This window comes from Bacillus cereus (genome assembly GCF_002561295.1).
Taxonomy (GTDB): Bacteria; Bacillota; Bacilli; order Bacillales; family Bacillaceae_G; genus Bacillus_A; species Bacillus_A cereus_S.
Genome location: NZ_NTUG01000061.1, coordinates 1 through 12,973, shown reverse-complemented (window position 1 = coordinate 12,973; position 12,973 = coordinate 1). Strand labels below are relative to the sequence as shown.

The following is a 12,973-nucleotide window of genomic DNA, read 5'->3' as shown; positions in this document are numbered from 1 at the left end:
AGAGGCGCTTTTTGCCTCGTCCGAGGGAGCGAAACGGCTGGAGATTTTAGCCGCTAGAGCTGGACATTGCTTTCGCCGGATTTTGAGGTGGGAATATGAATGCCCGTTAATGCGGGGTAAATATGAAATAAAAGCGAACAAAAAAAGCGAGAGAATCTCTCGCTTTTTTCATATCTTAAAACTCTGAAGAACCTGGAGTTCTTGGGAATGGAATGACGTCACGGATGTTTGCCATACCAGTGATGTACATTAGGAAACGTTCGAAACCAAGGCCGAATCCAGCGTGTTTTGTACCGCCATATTTTCTAAGTTCTAAGTACCACCAGTAATCTTCTTCATTCATGCCTAATTCTTTAATTCTGTCTACTAAAACATCCATTCTTTCTTCACGTTGGCTACCGCCGATCAATTCACCGATGCCAGGAACAAGAAGGTCAGTAGCTGCTACTGTTTTACCGTCATCATTTAAGCGCATGTAGAATGCTTTAATGTCTTTCGGATAGTCAGTTACGAATACAGGGCGTTTGAAGATTTCTTCTGATAAGTATCTTTCGTGCTCTGTTTGTAAATCAATACCCCATTCTACTGGGTATTTGAAGTCTGCACCTGATTCTTGAAGCACCTTAATTGCTTCTGTGTATGTGATACGGCCAAAGTCAGAGTTAATTACGTTGTTCATGCGCTCTAGAACTGTTTTATCAACGAAACTGTTGAAGAATTCCATTTCTTCTGGAGCATGCTCTAATACGTATTTCATTGCATACTTCAGCATATCTTCAGTAAGGTTCATTACGTCGCCTAATTCAGCAAATGCAATCTCAGGCTCAACCATCCAGAACTCAGCCGCGTGGCGAGTTGTGTTTGAGTTCTCCGCACGAAATGTAGGTCCGAATGTGTACACATCACGGAATGCTAATGCATAAGCTTCAGCATTCAGCTGTCCACTTACTGTTAAGTTTGTTTCTTTACCGAAGAAGTCTTTTGATTCATCAACTTGTCCATCTTCACCTTTTGGCACATTGTTCATGTCTTGCGTTGTTACACGGAACATTTCGCCTGCACCTTCTGTATCACTACCAGTAATAATTGGTGTGTGAACATGTACGAATCCACGCTCTTGGAAGAACTGGTGAATCGCAAACGCTGCGATAGAACGTACGCGGAATGTTGCAGAGAATGCATTTGTTCTTGGACGTAAGTGCGCGATTGTACGTAAGTATTCAAACGTATGACGTTTCTTTTGAAGTGGGTAATCAGAATCTGATAAGCCCTCGATATCAATTTTTTCTGCTTTGATTTCAAATGGTTGCTTTGCTCCAGGTGTTGCAATTACTTTACCTTCTACTTTGACTGAAGAGCTAAGTGGAAGCTTTGCAATTTCTTTGAAGTTCTCTAATTCTGTATCGAAAACGATTTGAACGCTTTTGAAGAAGCTACCGTCGTTTAATTCGATGAAACCAAATGCTTTTGAATCACGTAAGTTACGAATCCAACCTGATACTTGTACTGTTTGATCTGCATACTTTTCTGTATCTCTATACAGACTTTTTACTAATGTGTTTTCCATAGTAAAATTCTCCTTTGCTGATATATTTAAATACAAAAAAACCTTTCATCCATAAAGGGACGAAAGGTTAAACTTCGCGGTACCACCCAATTTGTCATAAAGACCAACTTTAACTCGTATGTAATACATACTTCCCGGTTTGTAACAGGCCGGATTCCCGTCTAAGTCTACTCTTGAATACAAAATTCAATTTCGGTTAGCAACTCCAAGGTGTTCTTCATATATACCGCCTCATCAGGCTCTCACCGTCCCTGACTCGCTATGGATTATAGTATATACTACTTTTCCTTATCATCGTCTTTCGTTTTGTTAAACTAAAATTAATGTACTACATTCGAGGGAAAGATGCAAGATACCTAGCATAAAAGATATCTCAACTTTCTTCCATGATAATTCCGGTATCAATGTAAAAAGCCTTACCTGTTTGCGCTTCAATCATCTTCACATGTCCGTTAGTCTTAGGAAAGGTAGGCATGTAGCACGCATGATAGCTTGTCACGTCTTCTTCAACTTCTTTTCCCCACGAAAACTCCATATCTACAGCGTTCATGACAATTTCCTTTGCTTCTTCAATTGAAATAGTTGGTTCTATAGAAATGCCAACGATCTCCTTTTCATCAAAGCCACAAGCGTGAAAACGGGTAATAATTCCAGATTCTTTTCCAACGCTAATTGTCATACTATACATATTGACTTTGACCTCATGATACATAGGTTGAAAATAAAAAACATACTCCGATTCATAGTCTTCATCCTCTTCTTCCCACATCAGGTGATGAGCAGGATGACTCTTTTCAATCATAAATCGCTCATTTGCATCTGGATAACGAGTAAATAAAAATTGCAGCGCCCTTTCTCTTGCTTCTTCTTCTGTTAAGGCTTCTTTATTCTGTTTGTATTGCTCATTATTCACTATACTCATATATTTCCCAGTCTCTTTATCTAAGCAAACTTGAATCGCCTGCGACGGTTGTTCCCCTTCTCCTTGGACGATATGTTGTACCTGTTCTTTTCTCGCCCAAAATTCTATGACTTCATTATCCACTATATCTGTATGAAATTTTATATGTTTATCACTTAATCCTACGAGTTCTCGAATCATATCGTTTTGGACTATACATTTTTCTATCTTTTCATATATTTGAAGAAACCCATCATAACTTTCGATTGTATGCAGTTCTCCGTCAGGTGCAATACCCATTACATAGTCTTTCGGTACATATACAAGATGATACGTATCATCACCATTGGCAAATGTTTCTTTATCGACCTTTGAAATCATCAATTCAAGCTCTAGGTTTTCTATATACTTCTTTTTCGCTTCTTCTTTTGAAATTGGATTTTCCGGATAATTAATTTGATATTCCTCTACATGAGAAAAAAGTTGGTACAGACGGCCATCTTTTGTAATATCAATTGTGAAACCTGAATTCGGTAAAAATAATCCAAATCTCTCATCCTTCTTTTCATAAACAATGTGATACATCATATCGAATTCAATGATACATGCAAAAAAAGCCGACTGTATGAGATGCGGAGTAAATGTATTTATAAAAGATTGTACTTTTTCATATATTTCTGCACGAAGTAGTTGATTATCCTCTACCTTCTTTAACTCTATATACGATTGAAAATAGTCTATTTCCCCATTTTCATTCAACCCATAACACGCTAACGATTGATCTGTATGTTTCTCAACAATCTCAAATGTATTCTCTTCATCTTCTAAAACGACTGTATATAATTCCAGTTGTTCACTTACTTTTAAATACGGCTTTAATTGTTCAATTATTTTTTTCATAAATCCCCTCCGTCAAAATAAATATTTATTCCAAATTATAAAGTGAAACTTTAATCAGTGGGGGTTTTCTTCACCCCCCACTGATTATCAGCCCNNCCCGTTAATGCGGGATAAACAATAAACGATGAAAAGACATTTCATTTTTCTTCTATACATGACAGTAGCTCATTTTTTCAATTCATTGTTAAAAACATGCATCTACAACTTAAAAAGCATATCCTACACTATACATTATTGAAAAGTGAGGAAGCATGAATGAGTCCATATTATAAGAAACATTCCGTTACAAACATACCTTTTTTTCCTGATGTTGGCCTACCAGAACTTCCTGAAATTCAAAAACCAATAAAATTATCCAAATCTGCCAAATTCAAAAAAACAATCAAACCAGTAAAACCTCCTAAAGCAATAACAATGTGCTGCAGACAAATTGTAGAACATAAGATCCAGCTAATTCCTCCTGCCAAAAAAGGAACTGTCACAGTTGATAAGCAAATATTTACTACAATTGAAAAGGTATGTTCAGAAGTAGTCGTCATCGTTGGGTTTATCCGTAAAACTGTTACTTATACAGCAGTAATTCATAACAGAGAGATTCCAAATCATAGCATCCAAGATGATGTTCCCTTTCAGTGTCTTATAGAATCAACAGATATTAAAGAAAATCATCAATTTAGCATTAGCGAACAAAAAGTACTCAGTGAAGTTTTCTCTAATGAAGCTAACTTTGGAAAAACTAATACTTTTCTATGGGATAGGAAAACGCTTGCTTTCAATTTTATAGAAAAGGATATTGTAAAAGTTTCCATAAAAATGATTACTTAGCAAATCAATAGCCTCTCTTCATGAAGATACAGTGAAACTTTAATCAGCGGGGGTTCTTCACCCTCACTGATTATTAGTTGAACCAATCAGGCTTTTACGAGCAATTGTTCCCCACCTAACTTCTTTGCTCTTGCTGGATTTTGATGTCAAGATCTCACTGCCCGTTAATGCGAGATAAAATTAAATCATTTTATGTACTAAATTCATACTTACAAGTATTTCTAACATAAAATACTTCCTTTATTTGATTAGAACATATTAAATTAGGAAGCTTGTCCAAGATACCGCCCTATACAAACTCCGAATATATTTCATAATCTATAACACGGAAACATATGTCATATAACATATAGGAGGAATAATTAATGGTTTGTCCCCTCATTAATCCAACGACTTGTTCCCAAGTTGTTATTGAGCACACAACACAACTCGTACCCCCAGCGCTTGAAAATACAGTTACCTTCACACTTACAGTTGAAGCTGATATTGAAAATGTAATCCCAGAAAAGGTTATAGTTTGTGGAGTAGTTCGTAAAACATTAACTTATACAGCCGTTTTAGAAGATGGTACTCTAGTGCCAGGTTTTGAAGTTTTCGACGATATTCCTTTTCAAAGTGCTATTGAGCGCGCAGATGCCAACCAAGGTGACCTTTTTGAAGTCACTGGTGTGGCAGTTCTTGGACAAGTTTCTGCACAAGAACAAAATTTTGGATTTATAAATGACTTACGAGTTGCTTTTAGTTTCAGAGAAAAAGAAGTCATTAAAGTCTGCGTTAGAAGAATTCCTGTAACTAGCACTGAAGTGGATCTTGGACTTGGTTTTACAAGTGAAGATTGTAACGTTCCCGTTGTTGCACCAGGTCGATTGTTAGTGAATGGAATTGGATTTGCTGGAATACCAGTCTTTCTCACAATACAAGGTGCAGCAACTGTTTCTCCAACTACTGTTTTCACTGAAGAAGGTGGATTCTTTAACGCTACTGTTACTGCTTTTGGCCCAGGAGATATCACACTTACTGCTACAGGCACAGTAAATGGTGCACCTTTTTTTGGAGAAATAACCGTCCTTTCACCTTGTGTATAACGGAGCATTTTAGTAAAAATCCAAATAAAAAAGCAGCCAAACGGCTGCTTTTTTTCAGGCTGTGGAGAAAGTCTTTTCATCTGTCAACAATGATAAAAAGAGGAAAAGGAGTGGTTTATTATGATGGGGGCATTAAAAAATCATCGTGATGAGCGTGTATCAGTTTCTGTTGAAGAGTTAGTTCCCCAAGATTACTTTCTGCGCACAATTGAAGCGACGATTCATTTTGACTTTATCGAGGAAAAGTTACGCCCTTATTATTGCGAAAATAATGGTCGTCCGTCTATTCATCCAATTGTTTTATTCAAAATGATATTCATTGTTTATTTCTATGAGATTCGATCTGAACGTCAGTTAGAGAAAGAGATTAAAACCAATATTGCCTACCGTTGGTTTTTAGGTTTTTTTTATCAGATACGGTTCCAGATCATTCTACTATTAGTTGAAATCGTCGTACTCGATTTCTTCATACGGATATTTCTGAAGAAATCTTTAATGAAATTGTACGTCAAGCGATGGAACATCGTATGGTGGGAGGACGTGCATTGATGACAGATTCTACACATGTGAAGGCAAATGCGAATAACAATAAATTTGTGCACAAAGTAAAAAAAGAACGCCCTAAATTATATATAGAAGAGTTAGAAGCGGCAGCCAATGAAGATCGAGAGAAACATGGAAAAAAGAATTAAATCCTAGAAAGGAACATGATACCCCAATCAAGAAAACACGTGTAAGTACAACGGATCCAGATAGTGGTTTTTTAATGAGAGATGGAAAACCAAATGGCTTTCATTCCTTAGATCATAGAACAACTGACGCAAAATATAATATTATTACAGACACCTTTATTACGGCTGGAAATGTTGCGGATTCCGAGCCGTATTTAGCACGCCTTCAAGCACAAGTCGATAAATTTGGATTTCAAGTAGAAGCGGTCGCACTAGACGCTGGCTATTTCACAGGATATATCTGTAAAAAACTATCTGAACAAAAATAAACCAGATGCNNGCATCTGGTTTATTTTTGTTAACTTAATAGCTATGCCCCTTAAGGGGTCTTTTTTTATGCTGCAGGTTCTGTTGGAGCTGGTTGAACAGGAGTTACTTCCCCGCCCCTCATGGATTGATTCATAAACTCACCAATCATTTTTTGTAACTCATCCATTGGAACAATGTTCTTTTCAGAAGTATCGAATGTGAATTTGATTGGTTTATCGATAGATTTGATATCAGACTTAATATTCATATCAAATTTAATTGTTTCTTTTTCGTTTTCAGGATCTTTTGCTTCGACATGAATTGCTGCATCCTGTTTTTTAATTGTTTTTCCATCCATTGTATAAGTTAAAGAAATAGAAGATTTATCAAGATTTGCACCTTTCAATTCTTTCTTAAAGTCTGCAATTTCTTGTTTTGTTCCAGTGAAGTTTTTCATTGTAGAAATTTCATCAAATACCTTTTCAATCACTGTTTTTAAATCTTTACCTGTTAATTTCACAGTATATACATCTTTTTCGTTTGTAAATTTGTCTTCAGGAAGCGCTTTGATTGCATCTAATAACGCTTTTTGTACTTTCTCTTGGATTTTCTCAGATTCTGTTGTATCTACTTCTCCTAAATCTTTCATATCCATTTTGATAACTTTTCCTTCTAGAGTAGAAAAGCTGTCACCAGGAACGCCAGCTAATTGTAATAGTGATTTTACATTATTCGCTTTTACATATAAAGCCTCTTTCCCTTCATCCATAAACATTGGAATCGATATATCCATTTTCATTGCATCTGTTTTAATATTTGCACCAATTGTTACTTCGTCTTTTTTTGCATCTTTATCTGTTTTTGAATCAACTGTAATTGATATGTTTTTTAACATATCCATTGCCGCTTTATCTTCTCTTTTCATATCTTTCGCATTAGAATCGAATTTAAAAGAAATTGAACCGCTTGATTCCATTTGCTTTGCGTTTAAAATGCTTTCTGTTGAAGAAACAACTGTTTCTTTTGCAGATTTTCCACAAGCAGATAAAGCGAAAAGACTTAAACTTGCCACAACCACTAATCCCATTTTCCCAAACTTCATAAAATCCACCCCTTCAATTCATTAACATCTCTATCATAACATGGAAAATAAAAAGTAAGGATATTCAAATAAAAAAATGTAACTACTCAACTACCCTACTAATTTGAGAGTTTATTATTTTGAAAGTTCCCTATTTTTTACACCTTTTAAGTTTACCTTCTTTTTTCCTATTAACGCTTGAATTTGGCACATAGACTCACTAAAGATTCTGTTCCAACTTTTTTACTTAAAAAGACACATAAAGAAACGATATCCTGTGCTTTACATTTTCTTTTACGTTGAATCATTCCTGTCTCATATGCAAGTGATTCTAAAAATGAAAGTGAAAATGTATTCTTTAATTCCTGACTTAATAATTGTAATTCTTCCGTAAAATTCATTGAAAACATAAAAACAGCTACCCTTTCACGGATACTCCATGAAAGGGTAGCTGTTTTTGATGAAAATTATACATAACCTTAACTTGATGGCTATGAGCCACAAGGCTGCTTTTTTACTTACGTAACTCCGCACCAAATTTCTCTTCTACCACTGTTAAGACACGGTTATGTGCTTCTGTTACTTCTTCGTCTGTTAATGTGCGTTCTGGATCGAAGTAGTTCATAGAGAATGCAAGTGATTTCTTGCCTTCTTCCATTTTCTCACCTTCGTATAAGTCGAATAGCGTTACTTCTTTTAGAAGTTCTCCGCCAGCTTCTGCAATTACTTGCTTCATTTCGCCAGCTTTTACTTCTTTCGTTACTACAACTGCCATATCACGTGTCATAGATGGGAAACGTGGAATTGCTGAGTAGTAAGTTTCCTCTACGTCTGCACCGAATACTTTTACAAGAGATAATTCAAATACGAATGTATCTTTCACATCTAATTGTTTTTGCGTTTCTGGGTGTAACTGACCGATGAAACCAATTACTTCTTCATCTAGTAAGATATCCGCTGTACGTCCTGGGTGCATACCTTCACGTTTTGCAGGAGCATATGTGATGCTGCTTGCAACGCCAAGCACGTCGAACAATCCTTCTAACACACCTTTTGCAACGAAGAAGTCAACGACTTTCTTCTCACCTTGCCACGCATGGTGAAGTGCAAGGCCTGTCATCACACCAGCAAGATGTTGTTCTTCTTTTGGAAGCTCGCCTTCTGCTGTTGGTAAGAAGATAGAACCTACTTCATATAATGCAACACTGTCATTTTTACGAGCATTGTTATATGAAACTGCTTCTAATAATTGTGGTACTAAGCTTAAACGAAGTTGGCTGCGCTCTTCACTCATTGGAAGTGCAAGATTTACAGGCGATTTTTCGTTTGGCTCAACCATATATTGTTTCGCTTTATCAGCGCTTGTTAATGAATACGTAATTGCTTCATATAAACCAGCACCTTCTAAGTAACGACGTACTTTACGACGTTTTGTTTGTGCCGCTGTTAATTTACCACGCGTCATTGTACCAGTTGGCAATGTAACGGGAATATGATCATAGCCGTACAGACGACCTACTTCTTCTACTAAATCTTCTGCAATTGTAATATCAGGGCGACGTACTGGTACGTTCACATGGAATGTTCCTTCTACTTCTGTGAATGGGAATTTCAAGTTTGTGAAGATTGTACCCATTTCACTTGCAGAGATTTCTGTACCTAATACACGGTTTACTTTTTCAGCTGTAACAGATACTGTACGCTCTTGTACTTGTAAGTTATCAACTTCTACCACACCCTCAAGTGCTTCGCCACCAGCATATTTCGCCATTAAAGCAGCTGCATGTTGAATGGCTTCGAATGTACGTGTTGGGTCGATTCCTTTTTCGAAACGTGCACTTGATTCACTGCGAAGACCTAAGTCTTTTGATGCGCGGCGCACTGTTTGACCTTCAAAGTATGCAGATTCGATAAGAACGTTTACTGTATCGTTATCAACTTCAGATTCAGCTCCGCCCATTACACCAGCAACAGCTAATGCTTTTGATCCGTTTGTAATCGCAAGGTGATGCCCTTGTAATGTACGTTCTTGATCGTCTAATGTTTGAATCTTCTCGCCTTCTTTTGCAAGACGAACAACGATTTCTTTTGAACCTAATTTATCATAGTCAAACGCGTGTAATGGTTGACCGTATTCAATTAAAATGTAATTTGTAATATCCACTACGTTGCTAATTGGACGAATACCAGCTGCCATAAGACGTGTTTGCATCCACATTGGTGATGGACCAATCTTTACGTTTTTCACCATTTTTGCAATGTATAATGGGTTTTGTTCTGTTGCTTCTACACTTACAGAAATGTAATCAGACGTTTTGTCTGCAATTTCTTGTAAGTCTGCAGCTGGGAGTTTCACTTCACGGCCATAAATCGCAGCTACTTCGTATGCAACACCTAACATATTTAAGCAATCTGCACGGTTTGGTGTTAAACCAAGTTCAAGTACTTCATCATGTAAGTTTAAAATTTCAAGTGCATCCGCACCAACTTCAGCGTCACTTGGGAAGATGAAGATACCGTCTGCATATTCTTTCGCAACTAGTTTCCCATCAATGCCAAGCTCTTGAAGTGCACAAACCATACCGTGAGAAGCTTCACCGCGTAGTTTTGCTTTTTTAATTTTGAAATTACCTGGAAGAACAGCGCCAACTTTTGCAACTGGTACTTTTAAACCTTTTGCAATGTTAGGAGCACCACAAATAATTTGTACTGGTTCTTCTTCACCGATGTCGATCAGACATTTGCTTAATTTATCAGCTTCTGGGTGTTTTTCACACTCTAATACGTGACCAACGACAACACCTTTTACACCTTTATTTAATACTTCAACACCTTCTACTTCAATACCACTTTTCGTGATTTTATCTGCTAGTTCTTGTGCTGTTACATCTTTAATATCTACATACTCTTGTAACCAACGATATGATACGAACATTCTTTACCTCTCCTTCCCTTACGCTCGTTTGAATTGTTGTAAGAAACGCACATCATTTGTATAGAAATGACGAATGTCATCAACGCCATATTTCAACATTGCAATACGCTCTGCACCCATACCAAATGCGAAACCTTGATATTCTTTTGAATCATAGCCTGCCATTTCAAGTACGTTCGGATGAACCATACCTGCACCTAAAATTTCAATCCATCCAGTCCCTTTACAAGTGCCGCAACCTTTGCCGTGACACATCATACAAGAAATGTCCATCTCTACTGATGGCTCTGTGAATGGGAAGAAACTTGGACGAAGACGGATTTCACGATCTTCACCGAACATCTTTTTCACGAATACTTGCAGTGTACCTTTTAAATCACTCATGCGAATGTTTTTATCAATTACAAGACCTTCAATTTGCATGAACTGATGTGAATGCGTCGCATCGTCATCATCACGACGATACACTTTACCAGGACAAATAATTTTAATTGGGCCTTTTTCTTTATTATTTTCCATTGTTCTTGCTTGCACAGAAGATGTATGTGTACGTAGTAATGTTTCTTCTGTAATGTAGAAAGTATCTTGCATATCACGTGCTGGGTGATCTTTCGGTAAGTTTAATGCTTCGAAGTTATAGTAGTCTTTCTCTACTTCTGTTCCCTCTGCAACTTCATATCCCATACCGATAAATACATCTTCAATTTGTTCCACAACAGCTGTTAATGGATGGTGACAACCTGTTTCTACAGGACGACCTGGTAATGTAACATCAATTGTTTCAGATGCTAATTTTGCTTCGATTACCGCTTTTTCTAGCGTGTTAACCTTGTCTTCTAAACGCGTTTGAATTGCTTCACGTACTTCATTTACTAATGCTCCCATACGTGGACGCTCTTCTGGAGATAATTTCCCCATGCCGCGTAATACTTCTGTAATTGGACCTTTTTTTCCTAAATACGCAACGCGTACATCATTTAAGCCCTTTAGCTCTTTCGCTTCTTCAATCAGCTCTAACGCTTTTTGCTTTAGCTCTTTTAAACGTGCTTCCATTTGGAACCCTCCTAATTTTAAAAATAAAAAAACCTCGCTCCCTAAAAAGGGACGAGGTAAATTCGCGGTACCACCCTAAATTGACAGAACAAGTCTGCCCACTCAATTCATGATAACGGTCAGCTTTGACCGGAACGCCTTTACATATACAATGGTCCTGGCGTCAACTCCAGAGGTGAATTCACTTCCGTCTACCATAAGAATGCTTTCAGTCTACGGCACTCTCTCCCTATATGGCGATTTTGTAAGCTACTCTTCTCTATCAACGTTTTTCATTATTTTACTTGTATTAGATGTTCAATAGGAACATGTACTTCAACTTATTATAAGAAGTTTTTTACCTGTTCGCAACTGGGCTTTGTAAATAATACGTTAAAATCCCTGCAGCAACTGCAACATTTAATGATTCTGCCCCGCCGTAAATTGGAATATACAAGTTTTGATCACATTTTGTAAGAATCTCTTGGCGTACACCGTTTCCTTCGTTTCCTACGATTAATGCAAAACTTCCTGTCGGCGTTACTTCACCATATGAAACTCCATTTTCCAGAGCTGTTCCGTATACAGGAACATTCTTTTCTTTTAACTTATCTACCCATTCTTCTAAGTTCCCTTTTACAATCGGTAAGTGGAAAATAGAACCTTGTGTAGAGCGAAGCACTTTACTATTATAAACATCAACGCATCCTTCTCCAAGCACAACGGCATGAATACCAGCTGCATCAGCTGTGCGAATAATTGTCCCTAAATTACCTGGGTCTTGAAGACCGTCTAATAAAAGAAATTTCCCATCTGTAAGATCTACTTCTTTCTCATGCTTCTCACAAACAGCAAATACACCTTGCGTCGTTTCTGTCTCGCGAAGTACCTTTACAATTGCTTCAGGCACAATATACATTTCAACATCAGAAACCGTCCAATCTTTCGGTAGATCTGTTTGATCTGAGACGATAAGTTCTACAGCAACGCCTGCCTTTAAAGCTTCCTCTACTAAATGGAATCCTTCTACAAAAAATAGTCCTTTTTTATCGCGCTCTTTTTTCGTCTGCAGCTTTTTCCACTGCTTTACACGCGGATTTTGTAATGAATCAATGTTTTTCATAATATGTATTTCCCTCTCTTCTTGTCTTATCATTATAGCCTATTTTTCATACATATTTACATAAAAAAGAACAAAAACTAACGTCAGTTTCAATTCAGAAGAAGAGGTGAAAAGAATGAACTTTAATTTACGCGGCGCTGTATTAGCAAACGTTTCTGGAAATACACAAGGCGAATTACAAGAGACAATTGTGGAAGCAATCCAAAGTGGTGAAGAAAAAATGCTTCCAGGGCTTGGTGTTTTATTTGAAGTCATTTGGCAAAATGCCGATGAAAATGGAAAGCATGAAATGTTAGAAACACTCGAGCAAGGGCTAAAAAAATAAGGAATAGGAAATCGCCTTAGCGTGAGCTGAGGTGATTTTTTTATGTATAAAGTTTTTTTCTTCTCCTAAACATTTCTACTTTACTAACGTCGGTTGATGGAGTACAATGTTCAAAATACATTTAAACCGATCGATTTTCTTCATATACACCATTAGATAAAGTGAAACTTTAATCAGTGGGGGATTTTCCCATCCACACTGATTATTAGTTGAACCAAT

At 37.1% G+C, this 12,973-nt stretch carries 10 protein-coding genes, 2 pseudogenes and 2 other annotated features; of the genes and pseudogenes, 5 read left to right on the top strand and 7 right to left on the bottom strand.

Going from position 1 to position 12,973, the window contains the following annotated elements; translation table 11 throughout:
• The coding region (locus CN373_RS25745; RefSeq protein WP_346426379.1) for a hypothetical protein at positions 1-187 on the top strand (187 nt) is incomplete at its 5' end.
• Here CN373_RS25745 and asnS read toward each other — a convergent pair.
• Both asnS and CN373_RS24185 read right to left on the bottom strand, forming a co-directional pair.
• Entirely contained in the window at positions 176-1,567 is a 1,392-nt protein-coding gene (gene asnS, locus CN373_RS24190; RefSeq protein ID WP_098360327.1) for an asparagine--tRNA ligase, read from the bottom strand. The two genes, CN373_RS25745 and asnS, sit on opposite strands and share 12 nt — an antisense overlap.
• A gap of 52 nt (positions 1,568-1,619) precedes the next feature.
• Positions 1,620-1,871 (bottom strand) — a binding site (T-box leader).
• 69 nt (positions 1,872-1,940) lie between these two features.
• A complete protein-coding gene (locus CN373_RS24185) occupies positions 1,941-3,368 on the bottom strand; it encodes a YcdB/YcdC domain-containing protein (RefSeq protein WP_098360326.1) in 1,428 nt (475 codons plus the stop codon).
• A 255-nt stretch (positions 3,369-3,623) separates the two neighbouring features.
• Here CN373_RS24185 and CN373_RS24180 point away from each other — a divergent pair, with 255 nt between their 5' ends.
• The 3 genes and pseudogenes from CN373_RS24180 to CN373_RS24170 all read left to right on the top strand — a co-directional run.
• Positions 3,624-4,193 carry a hypothetical protein gene (locus CN373_RS24180; RefSeq protein ID WP_098360325.1) on the top strand — a complete coding sequence of 190 codons (570 nt, stop codon included), beginning with the start codon at positions 3,624-3,626 and terminating at the stop codon, positions 4,191-4,193.
• Positions 4,194-4,558: 365 nt separating this feature from the next.
• Positions 4,559-5,278 carry a hypothetical protein gene (locus CN373_RS24175; RefSeq protein WP_000227089.1) on the top strand — a complete coding sequence of 240 codons (720 nt, stop codon included), beginning with the start codon at positions 4,559-4,561 and terminating at the stop codon, positions 5,276-5,278.
• 120 nt (positions 5,279-5,398) lie between these two features.
• A pseudogene (locus CN373_RS24170) lies at positions 5,399-6,272 on the top strand (transposase); the annotation flags it as partial.
• A 71-nt stretch (positions 6,273-6,343) separates the two neighbouring features.
• On the opposite strand, the gene CN373_RS24165 reads toward CN373_RS24170, so the two are convergent.
• From CN373_RS24165 to CN373_RS24145, 5 genes and pseudogenes are all read right to left on the bottom strand, one after another.
• Positions 6,344-7,360: a hypothetical protein gene (locus tag CN373_RS24165; protein WP_000668267.1), complete on the bottom strand. Its 1,017-nt coding sequence runs from the start codon at positions 7,358-7,360 to the stop codon at positions 6,344-6,346.
• Between the two features lie 182 nt (positions 7,361-7,542).
• Positions 7,543-7,749 (bottom strand): annotated as a pseudogene (locus CN373_RS24160) (IS4 family transposase); the annotation flags it as partial.
• Positions 7,750-7,853: 104 nt separating this feature from the next.
• Positions 7,854-10,274, bottom strand: coding sequence for a phenylalanine--tRNA ligase subunit beta (gene pheT / locus CN373_RS24155; RefSeq protein ID WP_098360324.1), 2,421 nt, complete (start codon positions 10,272-10,274; stop codon positions 7,854-7,856).
• Positions 10,275-10,292: 18 nt separating this feature from the next.
• Positions 10,293-11,327, bottom strand: a complete 1,035-nt coding sequence (gene pheS, locus CN373_RS24150) for a phenylalanine--tRNA ligase subunit alpha (RefSeq protein WP_000388225.1) — start codon at positions 11,325-11,327, stop codon at positions 10,293-10,295.
• A gap of 44 nt (positions 11,328-11,371) precedes the next feature.
• Positions 11,372-11,602 (bottom strand) — a binding site (T-box leader).
• A 62-nt stretch (positions 11,603-11,664) separates the two neighbouring features.
• Positions 11,665-12,462 carry a TrmH family RNA methyltransferase gene (locus CN373_RS24145; protein ID WP_002057995.1) on the bottom strand — a complete coding sequence of 266 codons (798 nt, stop codon included), beginning with the start codon at positions 12,460-12,462 and terminating at the stop codon, positions 11,665-11,667.
• Positions 12,463-12,544: 82 nt separating this feature from the next.
• On the opposite strand from CN373_RS24145, the gene sspI reads away from it, so the two are divergent.
• The gene (sspI, locus tag CN373_RS24140) at positions 12,545-12,754 is read left to right on the top strand and encodes a small acid-soluble spore protein SspI (RefSeq protein WP_001010501.1); all 210 of its coding nucleotides are present in this window, start codon (positions 12,545-12,547) and stop codon (positions 12,752-12,754) included.
• The last annotated feature ends 219 nt before the right edge of the window (positions 12,755-12,973 follow it).